Origin of the sequence: Shinella sp. S4-D37, assembly GCF_040812195.1 — a bacterium.
Classification (GTDB): domain Bacteria; phylum Pseudomonadota; class Alphaproteobacteria; order Rhizobiales; family Rhizobiaceae; genus Shinella.
In genome coordinates this window covers 951,312-964,502 of the sequence record NZ_JBFNXL010000005.1, presented here as the reverse complement: position 1 = coordinate 964,502, position 13,191 = coordinate 951,312, and the positions used below count along the sequence as shown (strand labels likewise).

Genomic DNA, 13,191 nt, shown 5'->3' with positions numbered 1-13,191 from the left:
AAGGCCGAGGATGACGGCAGCGGGTGGGGCAGGGTTCTTCACCCTGCCCCACCCGCGAGCTTTAAGGGCTTACTTGCAGGCCGCGCAGAAGCGCTGGATGCGCTTGCAGGCTTCCTCGAGCTGGGCTTCCGAGGTCGCGTAGGAAATGCGGAAGTTCGGGCCGAGGCCGAAGGCCGAACCGTGCACGACGGCCACGCCCTCGGCTTCCAGCAGTTCCGAAACGAAATCCTCGTCCGTCTCGATGACCTTGCCCGACGGCGCGGTCTTGCCGATCAGCCCCTTGCAGGACGGGTAGACGTAGAAGGCGCCTTCCGGCGAGGGGCACTCGATGCCCTTGGCCTGGTTGAGCATGGAGACGACGAGGTCGCGGCGGCCCTCGAAGACCTTCTTGTTTTCCGGAATGAAGTCCTGCGTGCCGTTCAGCGCCTCGACGGCGGCCCACTGGGCAATCGAGCAGGCGCCCGAGGTCTGCTGGCCCTGGATCATGTCCATCGCCTTGATGAGGGCGAGCGGGCCTGCCGCATAGCCGATACGCCAGCCGGTCATCGCATAGGCCTTGGAAACGCCGTTCATCGTCAGCGTGCGATCGTAGAGGCCGGGTTCGACCTCGACCGGGGTGGCGAACTTGAAGTCGCCGTAGGTCAGGTGCTCGTACATGTCGTCGGTCAGCACCCAGACATGCGGATGGCGCATCAGGACGTCGGTCAGCGCCTTCAGTTCGTCATGGCTGTAGGCGGCGCCCGACGGATTGGACGGCGAGTTGAAGATGAACCACTTGGTCTTCGGCGTGATCGCCTTCTCCAGGTCCTCGGCCTTCAGCTTGAACTTGTTTTCCTGCGTCGTGGCGACGAAGACCGGCGTGCCGCCGCACAGCGCCACCATTTCCGGGTAGGACACCCAGTAGGGCGTCGGGATGACGACTTCGTCGCCCGGGTTCATCGTCGCCATGAAGGCGTTGAAGAGAATCTGCTTTCCGCCGGTGCCGACGATCGTCTGCGCGGCGGTGTAGTCGAGATTGTTCTCGCGCTTGAACTTCTTGACGATCGCCTCGCGCAGTTCCGGGATGCCGGAGACGGGCGTGTACTTCGTCTCGCCGCGGTTGATCGCCTCGATGGCGGCCTGCTTGATATTGTCGGGCGTGTCGAAATCCGGCTCGCCCGCGCCAAGCCCGATGACGTCGCGGCCTTTCGCTTTCAGTTCACGCGCCTTCTGGGAAACGGCGATGGTGGCGGAAGGCTTCACACGGGAAAGGGCGTCGGCAAGAAAGGCCATGATGGAGATGTCCTCATCGGGTTCAAAGACGGCGTGACGCCATGGACCCGGAGCGCCAGGCTCCATAGCGGTTAGGTCTATGTCGAATGTGGGCGGGTCTTGCAAGCGCGAAGGACGAAAAAAGCGGGAAATGCGGGCGCGAGCGCAAAATTTCATGAACCCCATCAACGGACGGAATGGATCGCGGCCTTCCCCGGAAAGGGATACACCAATTGGTTGAGACGACGTGCAACAACAAAGATTTTTACGCGAAGGATTAAGCCGGTATTAACGGATCGCGCCTATGATCGGGCAGGTCGGGACGTCCCAGCAGATGGTGCGCTGCATGAGCGAAAGAAGCATCTTCTCCAATCTCGTCCGGCAGCCGGACGGCGCCTTTGGCGCGACCTACGGCGCCTTCCTCCTGCAATCCGCCCTGCAGCCGATCTTTTGCGAGCGCGCCGACGGGCGCCTGCAGATCGCCGCGTTCAAGGGGCTGATCCGTGCCAGCGCCGGCGACATGCCGTGCTCCCCGACGGAATTCTTCGAGCGGGTGCCGGAGGACGAGCGCATGGCGGTGGACGGCCTTTGCCGCAGCCTGCACATCCTCAATGCCGGCGCGCTCGGCCGGCGGCAGGCCGCGCTCATCGTCCACTTCCACGCCGGCCTCTACACGACGCCTCAGGCGATCCGCCAGGAGGTGGAATGGCTGCGGCTCGCCGCGCACGAGGCGGGCCTGCCGCCGGCGCGCATCGCCTGCGAGATCCGCGAGCGCCCACAGGACGACCTCGACAGGCTGGTGCCCTTCGCCGCGCGGCTGCGCGACAGCGGCTTTGCCATCGCCATCGACAACTATACCGGCGAGGACCGTGACCTGGAGCGGCTGAAACGCCTGAAGCCGCAGTTCGTGACCTTCGACACCGCCTGGCTGCGCAGTTTCGTCGAGAACTCCGCCGGCCTCGCCCTCCTGCGCGTCGTCATCGGCCAGTTCGCGGAAAAGGGCATCCGCGCCATCGTCGGCGGCATCGAGGAACCGGAGATGATCGCGCTCTGCCGCGACATGGGCGGGCCGCTGATGCAGGGCTACCTGCTCGCCCGTCCGGAACCGGCCCCGACGAGCTTCAACCTGACCTTTCCGGAAGGCGAGGACGAGCCGGCGCATACGCCTGCCGCCGCCGCGCCACCGGGTTTCCCAGCGGCGGAAAACCGCGCCGTGCGCGCCGTGCGCCAGTTCGGCCGAAGGGGAACCTAAGACGGCGCAGCCCGGCGCTCTATTCGCTCGAACATGCTGGAAACCCGGCTTTTTCACCCTGCCATCTTTTCGCCATAATAAATGTCGGGCCTTGCCGCAATTCGGTCGTTCTCGCGCCGATTTCGGCGGGCTTTTTCGATGGCAAGACAAAGACGAGGACAGGAGGGGAAAACGATGTTTCTGGATGAGGACAAGGTGGGCAGGAAGCCGAAGGCACGGGAATCGCGCGCCATGTTCCTGATCGCGATGACGGCGCTTGCCGCCTGCGTCGCCATGGTCGTCAGCCTGATGTCGCCGCCCGCCGTCGCGCTCGACACGATCAACACCTCCGGCATTGCAAAGACGACATCACACATCCAGCCCACGCAAAAGTGAGCCGCCCGCCCCGACGCCGCCCTTGAAAGCCGCTCGCCTCTGGGCCAGTTAACGGCAGAAGACAGGAGACGGCGATGCGACAGGATATTCGGCCCGCAAGAGGCATTTCGGCAGGCGCTGTTGCGGCCCTCCTCCTGACCGCCGCGCTTCCGGCCCCCTCCGCCGCCGAAACCCGGGAAATCCCCAGCAAGAAGGCCGCTCTCGTCGTCGAGACGCTGGCAGAGGGCCTGAAACAGCCCTGGTCCGTCGAGGTCCTGCCGGACGGTGCCTACCTCGTTTCCGAAAAGGGCGGCACGCTCCGCCTCATCCGCAGCGGCAAGGTCTCCGCTCCCCTTCGCGGCGTGCCGGAAGTCTCCACCACCGGCCAGGGCGGCCTGCTCGACATCGCGCTCGCCCCCGATTTTCCCGAAAGCCGCACCCTCTACCTGACCTACAGCGCCCGCGGCAACGGGGGCTCCGGCACCGCGGTGGCCAAGGCGAGGCTTTCGGCCGACGGCACGGCGCTGGAGGACACGACCCGCATCTTCCTGATGAACCGCCTCACCTCGCGCGGCCAGCATTTCGGCTCGCGCCTCGCCATCGCCGGGGATGGCAGCCTGTTCTTCGGCATCGGCGACCGCGGCGAAGGCCCGCGCGCGCAGGACCCGCGCGATCATGCCGGCGCCATCCTGCACATCAACCCTGACGGCAGCCCCCATGCCGACAACCCCTTCCTCGGCAGCAGCGACGGGCTGGCGGAGATCTGGTCGAAGGGCCACCGCAACCCGCAGGGCCTCGCCATAGACCCGAAGGACGGAACGCTGCTCACCGTCGAGCACGGCGCGCGCGGCGGCGACGAGATCAACCTCCCGCAGCCCGGCCACAATTACGGCTGGCCCCTCGTCTCCTTCGGCCGGCACTATTCCGGCGCGGAGTTCGACCTCGGCTCGGCGGCGAAAGGCTATGAGCCGCCGCTCTACTACTGGGACCCGTCGATCGCGCCGGGCGCCATCGCCGTCTATCACGGCGCCATGTTCCCCGAATGGGAGGGCAACCTGATCGTCGCCGCGCTCAAGTACCAGCTCGTCTCCCGGCTGGAGCGCGACGAGAGCGGCGCGGTCGTCTCCGAAGAGCGGATGTTCGACGGCGAGTTCGGCCGCATCCGCGACGTGGTCGTGGCGCCCGACGGCGCGTTGCTGCTCCTGACGGACGATGCGGACGGCGCGCTGCTGCGCGTCTCGCGCTCGACCGCGACCGACTGACCTAAAGCGCCCGCAGCCGCCGAAGTATGACGGCATCGCATGCGCACCATCCTTTCTCCCGCGGCGCAATATAGATTGCGGGTAGACTGCAAAGCCCCGTAAAACCTGCGGGTTTTTTTGGCAATCGCCCGGAATTTGACCAAAGTGAGGCGCAGCAACCGCGCGCCAAAACTTTTGCTTGCCAATTTAACGCAAACACATCACTCTTGCGCCGTTCGGGCAATTTGCGAACACGGGAAGACCTTGAATAAAAGCGCGCCGGAGACGCGAAACAATTCCGGGCAGCCAAGATCCGGACGGTCCACGGGACTCGCTGGCTGGCTGGCTGCGGTGAAAACAGGACCCTTTCCTCAACCTCGAGAACTGCCTGCCTAACGCCCCTTGGGGCAAAACTGATATGCTGCCCGCCGCCAATATACGGGCAGAGAGAAAAGGACCTGACGCATGGCCGAAACTGGCATCGTAAAATTCTTCAACACCGAGAAGGGCTTTGGCTTCATTAAACCCGACAATGGTGGCGCGGATATCTTCGTACACATTTCCGCCGTACAGGCCTCCGGCCTGAACGGCCTTTCCGAAAACCAGAAGGTAAGCTTCGACACGGAACCCGATCGCCGCGGCAAAGGCCCGAAGGCGGTCAACCTGCAGATCGCCGGCTGAACCGGCGCCCATCAGGACTTTCAGTTGAAGCCCGGCAGAGATGCCGGGTTTTTTTGTTCAGCCACGGTTCAGCCGTGTTCTTCTAGTTTCCTCGTCATCAGCCGGCGTCGTGCCGGAGACCAGGGAAAGACGCCCATGAACAAAGTCCTGAAAACCCTCGCATTGTCCGCCGCCGTCGCCGCAACGACGCTCACCGCGACGGCCGGCGTCGTGGAAGCACGCGACCGCAATCGCGATGGCTACTGGCGCGAAGGCGACACCTACGAGTACCGCAAGCCGCGCCGCCATCACCGCGACCGCGACCATGGCCGTGACGCCGTCATCGGCGGCGCGCTCGGCCTTGCCACGGGCGTCATTATCGGCGGCGCCCTCGCCTCCCAGCCGCGCTACGAGGAACGCCGCGTCTATGTGGAGCCGGACTACTATCCGGAACCCGAGCCGCGCGTGATCTACCGCCAGCCGGTCGTCGTGCCGAGCTACGAGCCCTGGACCCAGTCCTGGTACGACTATTGCGCACGGCGCTACCGCTCGTTCAACCCGAACAGCGGCACCTTTGTCGGCTATGACGGCCGCGAGCACTTCTGCACGGCGGGCTGAGGCCGAACCGGACCGAAACCGGAGGCGGGCGCCATCACGGCGCCCGCCTCTCGTTTTTTAAAGGCCGCGCAGGAACGGGTTGCTGCGCCGCTCCTCGCCAATCCTGCCGCCCGGCCCGTGGCCGCAGAGGAAGCCGACCTCATCGCCGAGGGGGAACACCTTGTCGCGGATGGAGGCGAGAAGCTGCTGGTGATCGCCGCCCGGCAGGTCCGTGCGGCCGATCGACCCTTGGAAGAGCACGTCGCCGAGATGGGCAAAACCCTGCTTCCGGTTGAAGTAGATGACGTGGCCGGGCGCATGGCCGGGCGTGTGATAGACCTCGAATTCGTGCTCGCCGAAGGACACCGTGTCGCCATCCTCAAGCCAGCGGTCGGGCACGACATTGCTCACCTTCATCGGCACGCCGAACATCGAGGCCTGCGCCTCCAGCCCCTGCAACAGCGGCAGGTCGTCCTTGTGCGGGCCGACGATATCGATGCCCAGCACCTCCTTCAGCTCCTTCGCACCGCCGGCATGGTCGATATGGCCGTGCGTCAGCCAGATCGCCTTCACCGCGATGCCGTTGTCCTCGATCGTCTTGAGGATGACCTCGACATCGCCGCCGGGATCGACGACCACGCCCTCCTTCGTCTCGCTGTCGAAGAGAATGGTGCAGTTCTGCTGGAAGGGGGTGACGGGGATGATGCCCGCCTGAAGCATGCCCATGGGGTCCTCGCTCAAGGTGCCGCGTTGCGCCTGATATAGCCATTCCGGCGCCGCGCGCAAAGGACCGCTCAGCGCAGGCCGGCGATCTCCTGCGCCGGGGCGGTCGCCAGCGTCGGCGAGACCGTGGAGAAGAGCAGCGCCACGACCGCGATGTTGAGCGCGGCATAGAGATAGACGACCGGGCGAAGGCGGCTTGCGACCGGGTTTTCCTGTTTCGTCGTGTTCGTCTGCATGATCCTGTTCCCTGACTTTCGGCCGCGTTCGGCGCCGTCTCATCCGTTGGGGTCGGTTCTACAACGGCGGCAGAGTCGAGCGTGTTCCTGCGGGAACAGGGTGGCGAGGATGACTGTTGCAAGCCGGCAACAACGTTCAGAGCGGCAGCGCCATCGTCTCCTTCAGCGTGTCGAGCACGATGGCGGTCTTCACATGCGAGACGGATTCGTGCGGCAGCAGCACGTCGTTGACGAAGGCCGAGAGCGCCTTGAGGTTCGGCACCACCACCTTGATGACATAGTCCATCTCCCCCGTCAGCGAGAACGCCTCCAGCACTTCCGGCAGGTTGGAGATCAGCCGCGCGAAGCGCACCGCATTGTCGCGGTTGTGCGTCGAAAGCGTCACCGTGACGACGATGACGATGCCGAGATCGAGCTTTTCCCGGTCGAGTTCCGCGCGGTAGGCGCGGATGATGCCCTCCTCCTCCAGCCGGATGCGCCGGCGCGAACATTGCGAGGGCGAAAGATGGATGCGTTCGGACAGCTCGTTGTTGGTCAGGCGCGCATCCTCCTGCAGATGCGCGAGCAGCTTGCGGTCGAACTCGTCGAGTTGCATGCTTTTCCCTCCATCTTCGTGTTTCATGCACGAACATCGCATCGAACTGGCAAAACGCAAGTACTATGCACGCACATTGCACGACAAACGCGCCATACTTACCAAAATGACCATCGAGGAGGACGAGGGATGGGACCCTTCCCGCACGACGCGCCGCCGGCGCGGATCACCGCCCACAACCCGGCCGGCACCGACGGGTTCGAGTTCGTCGAATTCGCCCATCCGGAGCCGGAGAAGCTGGAAGAGCTGTTTTCCCGCATGGGCTACAGCAAGGTCGCGACCCATCGCATCAAAGCGATCTCCGTCTGGCGCCAGGGCGACATCAACTATGTCGTCAATGCCGAGCCCGGCTCGCATGCCATGACGTTCGCCGGCCTGCACGGCCCCTGCGCCGCCTCCATGGCCTGGCGCGTGGTCGATGCGAAACACGCCTTCGACCATGCCGTCTCCAAGGGCGCCACGCCCTATGAAGGCAACGACAAGGCGCTCGACGTACCCGCCATCGTCGGCATCGGCGGCTCGCTGCTCTACTTCGTCGAGAAATACGGCGCAAAGGGCTCCGCCTATGACGCTGAATTCGACTGGACAGGCGAGCGCGACCCCAAGCCGGAAGGCGTCGGCTTCTACTATCTCGATCACCTCACCCACAATGTCTATCGCGGCAACATGGACAAGTGGTGGGACTTCTACCGCGAACTGTTCGGCTTCACGCAGATCCACTTCTTCGACATCGACGGCCGCATCACCGGCCTCGTGTCGCGCGCCATCACCTCGCCCTGCGGCAAAATCCGCATTCCGCTGAACGAATCGAAGGACGAGACGAGCCAGATCGTCGAATACCTGAAGAAGTACAAGGGCGAAGGCATCCAGCACATCGCCGTCGGCACGGACGCGATCTACGACGCCACCGACAGGCTGGCCGAAAACGGCGTGAAATTCATGCCCGGCCCGCCGGACAACTATTACGACCGCTCCTATGTGCGCGTCGTCGGTCATGAGGAGCCGGTCGAGCGCATGAAGAAGCACGGCATCCTGATCGACGGCGAAGGCGTCGTGGACGGCGGCATGACGAAGATCCTGCTTCAGATCTTCTCGAAGACCGTGATCGGCCCGATCTTCTTCGAATTCATCCAGCGCAAGGGCGACGAAGGCTTCGGCGAGGGCAATTTCCGGGCGCTCTTCGAATCGATCGAGGAAGACCAGATCCGCCGGGGCGTCATCGCAGCAGAATAACAACCGCGGCAACCAAGCCACTGCGGGGAAGGAAGAGGCGGTCGCATCGCGGCCGCCTCTTTTCGTTTGAAAAACTCCGGTGCAGGACGTTCGCGGGGAAATTGACTTCTCCCGGTTTTGTCCGCACGTTGCGGGTGCCGGATTTTTCGGCAACGGCGCGCGGGCTCCAGGCCGCGCGCCGGTAGCAAGCCAGATGTCCTGCTCGGATCACTCTCTATTCCGGGCGGACCTTTTCGGAGGGGAAGCCATGGAAGCATTGATGCCCATCATCACGCAGCTCATCGCCGGTGCCGTTGGCGGCAACGTGGCCGGCGCCGCCCTGAAACAGGCGGCCGTGAGCGCGGTCGTCCGTACCATCGTCGGCGCCATCGGCGGCGTCGGCGGCGGCTTTCTCCTGCAGATGCTGGGCGGTGAAGCCGGCCTCTCGGGCCTCGTCGCCGACGGCATCGGCGGCCTTGTCGGCGGCGGCGTGCTGACGGCGATCGTCGGCGCGGTGCTCGGCAAGAAGCCGGCCTGAGCAAACGAAAGGCGGCCCGAAAGGGCCGCCTCTGCCTTCGATCATCCGAAGAGGACTTCCAGCCCCTACCCGCTCACGCCGCTGCGGCGGCGACCGGGTAAACTTCCTTCATGTAGTCGTTCATCAGCGTTTCGCAGATCGTGCCCGGCGTGAAGCGGTGGGGGCCGATTTCCGAGACCGGCGTCACTTCCGCCGCGGAGCCCGTCAGGAAGCATTCGGAGAAGCCCGAAAGCTCCTCGGGCATGATCGCGCGCTCGACGACCTTGTAGCCGCGGCGCTTGGCAAGCTCGATGACCGTGCGGCGCGTGATGCCGTCGAGGAAGCAATCCGGCACCGGCGTATGGATGACGCCGTCCTTGACGAAGAAGATGTTGGCGCCCGTGGCTTCCGCCACCTGGCCGCGATAGTCGAGCATCAGCGCATCCGCGTAGCCCTTGGCTTCGGCGGCATGCTTGGAGATCGTGCAGATCATGTAGAGGCCGGCGGCCTTCGATTTCGACGGCGCGGTCTTCGGGTCGGGGCGGCGGTACTCGGCGATATCGAGGCGGATGCCCTTCAGCTTCTCGGCCGGGTTGAAGTAGCTGCCCCACTGCCAAATGGCGATGGCGACGTTGATGCGGTTGCTCTGCGCCGAAACGCCCATCATCTCCGAGCCGCGCCAGGCGATCGGCCGCGCATAGGCTTCGGAAAAGCCCTGGCGCTTCAGGAGCTCGATCGTCGCCGCGTCCAGTTCCTCCACCGAATAGGGGATCTTGAAACCGAGGATCTCGGCGGATTTGTGCAGGCGCTGGTTATGCTCGGTGAGCTTGAAGATGCGCCCGCCATAGGCACGCTCGCCCTCGAACACGGCGCTCGCATAGTGCAGGCCGTGCGTCAGCACATGGATCTTTGCGTCCTTCCAGTCGACGAACTCGCCGTTGAACCAGATTTGTCCATCCAGTTGATCGAAAGGAACTGCCATCGTCTATCCTCCGGCGCGTCCGCGCCATTCTTTCAAGTTGATTGTCTTGCCTGTTACGGTCTAACCAGAAACGGGCCTGGATTACCCGATCGTTGAGCGTAATCCGGATTGGGAACGGGGAAACACCGGATTTCTTCGGCGCCCGGGAACCGCAATATGGGCGGGACCCTAACAAGGGCGGCAAAATATGTCAATAAAGCTGACATATTTTGCCATAAATTGCGCGGGGACGGCAAGGCATGAAAGGAAATGACAACGTGGCGCGACAGATGCCGGACAGGAACGGCGTGAGCGACCTGCACCACGACGCCATGACGGGCGACGGCCGCATCGATTTCGAGATCATCGAGGGCTTCTTCTTCGCCTATCGCGACTTCATTTCCGATCCCGACGCGATCCTGGAGAAGAGCGGCTTCGGCCGCGCCCATCACCGGGTCGTGCACTTCGTCAACCGCGAGCCCGGCATGACGGTGGCCGACCTGCTCGACACGCTGAAGATCACCAAGCAGAGCCTGGCGCGCGTCTTGAAGCAGCTCATCGATTCCGGCTATATCCAGCAGGTGGCCGGCCCGGAGGACCGCCGCCAGCGCAAGCTCTACCCGACGCGGGCCGGACGGGAACTGGCATTGGCGCTCGCCGAGCCGCAATCCCGCCGCATCGCGCGTGCATTCGAGGCGATGAGCGCGGACGAGCGGCGGGTGGTGATCCAGTTCCTCACCGGCATGCAGAACGCCAAGAGCGAATGAACGGCTGACAGGCAGAAAAGGGAGGACAGACGATGACCGCTGCCGGCACGCCCTCCGACGACGCGTCCCATCTCCTCGTCGTCGACGACGACACCCGCATCCGCGACCTCCTCAACCGCTATCTGATGGCCGAGGGTTTCCGCGTCACGGTCGCCGGCGACGCCGACGAGGCGCGGCGCAAGCTGCGCGGCCTGGATTTCGACCTCATCATCATGGACGTGATGATGCCCGGCGAAAGCGGCCTGTCGCTGACGAAGAGCCTGCGCGAGATCCGCCCGGTGCCGATCCTGATGCTGACGGCGCTGGTCGAATCGAAGGCGCGCATCGAGGGCCTGGAAGCAGGCGCCGACGACTACCTCTCCAAGCCCTTCGAGCCGCGCGAACTGGTGCTGCGCATCAACAACATCCTGAAGCGCAATGCCGCGCCGGTGACGCCGAAGATCGAGCAGGTCATGTTCGGCCCCTACACCTTCTCCATCGTGCGCAAGGAGCTGAAGCGCGGCAGCGACGCCATCCGGCTGACCGACCGCGAGCAGGAGATCATGCTGCTCTTCTCGCTGCGCGCGGGCGAGACCATTCCGCGCCACGAACTGATCGGCGAGGAAACAGAAGTGGGCGAACGCACAATCGACGTGCAGATCAATCGCTTGAGGCGTAAGATCGAGGACGACCCGTCCAACCCGGTGTGGCTGCAGACCGTGCGCGGCATCGGCTATCGATTGAGCGTGGAGCAAGGCTGACCGTGCGCTGCCGAAACCCATTGAAGCAAACGTTCAACGCGGCTTTGCGCGCGCATCCGCATGAGCGCCGCCGCCTCCTTGCGGGAAACCCGCGCCGATGACGACGTTCGAGACCTTCAAGCGGGATATCGAGCGCGCGCCGGCCGCCGGCTGGAAGCGCCTTGCCCGCTGGCTGCGCCGCCAGATGCCGACCGGGCTTTACGCCCGCTCGCTGCTCATCATCATCATCCCCATGGTGCTGCTCCAGTCGGTCGTCGCCTTCGTCTTCATGGAGCGGCACTGGCAGCTCGTCACGCAGCGCCTCTCCACCGCCGTCACGCGCGACATCGCCGCGATCATCGATCTCATCGAGACCTATCCGCAGGATGCCGACTATTCGGAGATCACGCGCATCGCGCGCGAGCGGCTCGAGCTCAACGTCGCCATAGAACCCGGCACGGAACTGCCGGCACCCCGCACAAAGCCCTTCTTCAATATCCTCGACGAGATCCTCAGCGAGGAGATCGTCCGCCAGATCCGCCGTCCGTTCTGGATCGACACGGTGGGCGAAAGCAACCTCGTCGAAATCCGCATCCTGCTCGACAACAAGGTCCTGCGCGTCTATGCGCGGCGCAACCAGGCCTATGCCTCGAACACGCATATCTTCCTGCTCTGGATGGTCGGCACCTCGCTGGTGCTGATCACCATCTCGATCCTCTTCCTGCGCGGCCAGATCCGGCCGATCCTGACGCTGGCGCAGGCGGCGGAAAGCTTCGGCAAGGGCCAGAAGATGCCGGAGGATTTCGCCCCGCGGGGCGCCGACGAGGTACGCCGCGCGGGCCTTGCCTTCATCCTCATGCGCGAGCGCATCGAGCGGCAGATGGAGCAGCGCACGGCCATGCTGACCGGCGTCAGCCACGACCTGCGCACCATCCTCACCCGCTTCAAGCTGCAACTGGCGCTCGCCGGCGACAATCCCGACCTGCAGGGCCTCCACAAGGACGTCGAGGACATGCAGACCATGCTGGAGGGGTATCTCTCCTTCGCGCGCGGCGATGTGGAGGAGGATGTCGGCCGGCTGCGGCTGGCGACCCTTTTCGACAAGTTCGCCCTGGAGGCGGAACTGCACGAGCGCACCTTCTCCAGCGAGATCGACGGTGAAGGCGAGGTGATGGTGCGCCCGAACGCCTTCAGCCGTCTCGTCGGCAATCTCGTGTCGAATGCGATGCGCTATGCCAAGACCGTGCATGTGGAGGCCCGCCACCGTTCCAAATGGCTGACCATCACCGTCGACGACGACGGCCCGGGCATTCCCGAGCGCTCGCGTGACGACGTCTTCAAGCCGTTCTTCCGGCTCGACGAGGCGCGCAACCTCGATGCCTCGGGCACCGGCCTCGGCCTTGCCATCGCCCGCGATATCGCCCGCAGCCACGGCGGCAACGTCACGCTGTCGGACAGCCCGATGGGCGGCCTGCGCGCCACCATCCGCATTCCCGCCTGAGGCTGTCCATGCGCCACTCCCCCTTCGACGGCCTGACCTGGCTAAACCCGCCCGCCGAAAGCCGCATCCGCGACGATCATCTCCACATCCGCACGGGCCTCAAGACCGATTTCTGGCAGCGCACCTATTACGGCTTCCAGCCGGACAGCGGCCATTTCCTGCATCGCCCGTGGAGCGGCGACTTCACGCTGGAGACGACCTTCGTCGGCCGCTACGAGACGCTCTACGACCAGGCCGGGCTGATGGTGCGGCACGACGAGACGACCTGGATGAAATGCGGTATCGAACTTACCGACGGCGCGAAGCATTTCAGCGTGGTGGCGACGCGCGGCCATTCCGACTGGTCCGCCTTCCGCATCGATCACGATTTCGAGGCGATGTCCGTGCGCGTCACCCGCAACGGCGATGCGCTCTTCATCCAGTACCGGACGGACGCCATGGCCGACTGGCGCATGGCGCGCCTCGCCTATTTCCCGCCGGCGCTTTCGGACGTGTCGGTCGGCATCATGGCCTGCTCCCCGCAACGCGAAGGTTTCGAGGCGGCGTTCACGGATTTCCGGCTGGGACCGCCGGCCTCGCGGGATATTCACTAGAGGACAGGCGGC

At 64.6% G+C, this 13,191-nt stretch carries 16 protein-coding genes; 11 read left to right on the top strand and 5 right to left on the bottom strand.

From position 1 onward, the window contains the following. Nucleotides 1-69: 69 nt before the first annotated feature. The gene (locus AB3G45_RS12160) at nucleotides 70-1,272 is read right to left on the bottom strand and encodes a pyridoxal phosphate-dependent aminotransferase (RefSeq protein WP_367830799.1); all 1,203 of its coding nucleotides are present in this window, start codon (nucleotides 1,270-1,272) and stop codon (nucleotides 70-72) included. 325 nt (nucleotides 1,273-1,597) lie between these two features. Here AB3G45_RS12160 and AB3G45_RS12155 point away from each other — a divergent pair, with 325 nt between their 5' ends. The 5 genes from AB3G45_RS12155 to AB3G45_RS12135 all read left to right on the top strand — a co-directional run bounded on the left by AB3G45_RS12155 (nucleotide 1,598) and on the right by AB3G45_RS12135 (nucleotide 5,376). Then, nucleotides 1,598-2,503 (top strand): EAL domain-containing protein, encoded by a 906-nt coding sequence (locus AB3G45_RS12155; protein ID WP_367830798.1) that lies wholly within the window; start codon nucleotides 1,598-1,600, stop codon nucleotides 2,501-2,503. A 174-nt stretch (nucleotides 2,504-2,677) separates the two neighbouring features. Then, nucleotides 2,678-2,878, top strand: a complete 201-nt coding sequence (locus tag AB3G45_RS12150; protein ID WP_367830797.1) for a hypothetical protein — start codon at nucleotides 2,678-2,680, stop codon at nucleotides 2,876-2,878. Between the two features lie 74 nt (nucleotides 2,879-2,952). Next, nucleotides 2,953-4,119, top strand: a complete 1,167-nt coding sequence (locus tag AB3G45_RS12145; protein WP_367830796.1) for a PQQ-dependent sugar dehydrogenase — start codon at nucleotides 2,953-2,955, stop codon at nucleotides 4,117-4,119. Between the two features lie 444 nt (nucleotides 4,120-4,563). Continuing rightward, nucleotides 4,564-4,779 carry a cold-shock protein gene (locus tag AB3G45_RS12140; protein WP_023515606.1) on the top strand — a complete coding sequence of 72 codons (216 nt, stop codon included), beginning with the start codon at nucleotides 4,564-4,566 and terminating at the stop codon, nucleotides 4,777-4,779. Nucleotides 4,780-4,914: 135 nt separating this feature from the next. Beyond that, complete coding sequence (locus AB3G45_RS12135) at nucleotides 4,915-5,376, top strand: BA14K family protein (RefSeq protein ID WP_367830795.1); 462 nt, start codon at nucleotides 4,915-4,917, stop codon at nucleotides 5,374-5,376. Between the two features lie 57 nt (nucleotides 5,377-5,433). Here the strand turns inward: AB3G45_RS12135 and AB3G45_RS12130 are convergent, their stop codons facing one another. From AB3G45_RS12130 to AB3G45_RS12120, 3 genes are all read right to left on the bottom strand, one after another. Continuing rightward, nucleotides 5,434-6,075 carry an MBL fold metallo-hydrolase gene (locus AB3G45_RS12130; RefSeq protein WP_367833566.1) on the bottom strand — a complete coding sequence of 214 codons (642 nt, stop codon included), beginning with the start codon at nucleotides 6,073-6,075 and terminating at the stop codon, nucleotides 5,434-5,436. Between the two features lie 74 nt (nucleotides 6,076-6,149). Next, a complete protein-coding gene (locus tag AB3G45_RS12125) occupies nucleotides 6,150-6,314 on the bottom strand; it encodes a hypothetical protein (protein ID WP_367830794.1) in 165 nt (54 codons plus the stop codon). 136 nt (nucleotides 6,315-6,450) lie between these two features. Beyond that, nucleotides 6,451-6,909 carry an Lrp/AsnC family transcriptional regulator gene (locus tag AB3G45_RS12120; protein WP_367830793.1) on the bottom strand — a complete coding sequence of 153 codons (459 nt, stop codon included), beginning with the start codon at nucleotides 6,907-6,909 and terminating at the stop codon, nucleotides 6,451-6,453. 129 nt (nucleotides 6,910-7,038) lie between these two features. Here AB3G45_RS12120 and hppD point away from each other — a divergent pair, with 129 nt between their 5' ends. After that, on the top strand, nucleotides 7,039-8,142 hold the full coding sequence (gene hppD, locus AB3G45_RS12115) for a 4-hydroxyphenylpyruvate dioxygenase (protein WP_367830792.1): 1,104 nt from the start codon (nucleotides 7,039-7,041) through the stop codon (nucleotides 8,140-8,142). A gap of 247 nt (nucleotides 8,143-8,389) precedes the next feature. Beyond that, entirely contained in the window at nucleotides 8,390-8,659 is a 270-nt protein-coding gene (locus AB3G45_RS12110) for a hypothetical protein (protein ID WP_367830791.1), read from the top strand. 73 nt (nucleotides 8,660-8,732) lie between these two features. Here the strand turns inward: AB3G45_RS12110 and AB3G45_RS12105 are convergent, their stop codons facing one another. Next, the gene (locus tag AB3G45_RS12105; protein ID WP_367830790.1) at nucleotides 8,733-9,620 is read right to left on the bottom strand and encodes a branched-chain amino acid aminotransferase; all 888 of its coding nucleotides are present in this window, start codon (nucleotides 9,618-9,620) and stop codon (nucleotides 8,733-8,735) included. A gap of 269 nt (nucleotides 9,621-9,889) precedes the next feature. Here AB3G45_RS12105 and AB3G45_RS12100 point away from each other — a divergent pair, with 269 nt between their 5' ends. The 4 genes from AB3G45_RS12100 (at nucleotide 9,890) to AB3G45_RS12085 (ending at nucleotide 13,179) form a co-directional block, all read left to right on the top strand. After that, a complete protein-coding gene (locus AB3G45_RS12100) occupies nucleotides 9,890-10,366 on the top strand; it encodes a MarR family winged helix-turn-helix transcriptional regulator (RefSeq protein WP_367833565.1) in 477 nt (158 codons plus the stop codon). Nucleotides 10,367-10,398: 32 nt separating this feature from the next. Continuing rightward, nucleotides 10,399-11,106 (top strand): response regulator, encoded by a 708-nt coding sequence (locus tag AB3G45_RS12095; RefSeq protein ID WP_367830789.1) that lies wholly within the window; start codon nucleotides 10,399-10,401, stop codon nucleotides 11,104-11,106. A 97-nt stretch (nucleotides 11,107-11,203) separates the two neighbouring features. Further along, nucleotides 11,204-12,586: an ATP-binding protein gene (locus AB3G45_RS12090; RefSeq protein ID WP_367830788.1), complete on the top strand. Its 1,383-nt coding sequence runs from the start codon at nucleotides 11,204-11,206 to the stop codon at nucleotides 12,584-12,586. An 8-nt stretch (nucleotides 12,587-12,594) separates the two neighbouring features. Continuing rightward, nucleotides 12,595-13,179, top strand: a complete 585-nt coding sequence (locus tag AB3G45_RS12085) for a DUF1349 domain-containing protein (RefSeq protein ID WP_367830787.1) — start codon at nucleotides 12,595-12,597, stop codon at nucleotides 13,177-13,179. The last annotated feature ends 12 nt before the right edge of the window (nucleotides 13,180-13,191 follow it).

Excerpts from the sequence above, each read along its gene's own strand:
- AB3G45_RS12160 (WP_367830799.1), bottom strand. The coding sequence starts at position 1,272 with ATGGCCTTTCTTGCCGACGCCCTTTCCCGTGTGAAGCCTTCCGCCACC.
- AB3G45_RS12155 (WP_367830798.1), top strand. The coding sequence starts at position 1,598 with ATGAGCGAAAGAAGCATCTTCTCCAATCTCGTCCGGCAGCCGGACGGC.
- AB3G45_RS12150 (WP_367830797.1), top strand. The coding sequence starts at position 2,678 with ATGTTTCTGGATGAGGACAAGGTGGGCAGGAAGCCGAAGGCACGGGAA.
- AB3G45_RS12145 (WP_367830796.1), top strand. The coding sequence starts at position 2,953 with ATGCGACAGGATATTCGGCCCGCAAGAGGCATTTCGGCAGGCGCTGTT.
- AB3G45_RS12140 (WP_023515606.1), top strand. The coding sequence starts at position 4,564 with ATGGCCGAAACTGGCATCGTAAAATTCTTCAACACCGAGAAGGGCTTT.
- AB3G45_RS12135 (WP_367830795.1), top strand. The coding sequence starts at position 4,915 with ATGAACAAAGTCCTGAAAACCCTCGCATTGTCCGCCGCCGTCGCCGCA.
- AB3G45_RS12130 (WP_367833566.1), bottom strand. The coding sequence starts at position 6,075 with ATGCTTCAGGCGGGCATCATCCCCGTCACCCCCTTCCAGCAGAACTGC.
- AB3G45_RS12125 (WP_367830794.1), bottom strand. The coding sequence starts at position 6,314 with ATGCAGACGAACACGACGAAACAGGAAAACCCGGTCGCAAGCCGCCTT.
- AB3G45_RS12120 (WP_367830793.1), bottom strand. The coding sequence starts at position 6,909 with ATGCAACTCGACGAGTTCGACCGCAAGCTGCTCGCGCATCTGCAGGAG.
- hppD (WP_367830792.1), top strand. The coding sequence starts at position 7,039 with ATGGGACCCTTCCCGCACGACGCGCCGCCGGCGCGGATCACCGCCCAC.
- AB3G45_RS12110 (WP_367830791.1), top strand. The coding sequence starts at position 8,390 with ATGGAAGCATTGATGCCCATCATCACGCAGCTCATCGCCGGTGCCGTT.
- AB3G45_RS12105 (WP_367830790.1), bottom strand. The coding sequence starts at position 9,620 with ATGGCAGTTCCTTTCGATCAACTGGATGGACAAATCTGGTTCAACGGC.
- AB3G45_RS12100 (WP_367833565.1), top strand. The coding sequence starts at position 9,890 with ATGCCGGACAGGAACGGCGTGAGCGACCTGCACCACGACGCCATGACG.
- AB3G45_RS12095 (WP_367830789.1), top strand. The coding sequence starts at position 10,399 with ATGACCGCTGCCGGCACGCCCTCCGACGACGCGTCCCATCTCCTCGTC.
- AB3G45_RS12090 (WP_367830788.1), top strand. The coding sequence starts at position 11,204 with ATGACGACGTTCGAGACCTTCAAGCGGGATATCGAGCGCGCGCCGGCC.
- AB3G45_RS12085 (WP_367830787.1), top strand. The coding sequence starts at position 12,595 with ATGCGCCACTCCCCCTTCGACGGCCTGACCTGGCTAAACCCGCCCGCC.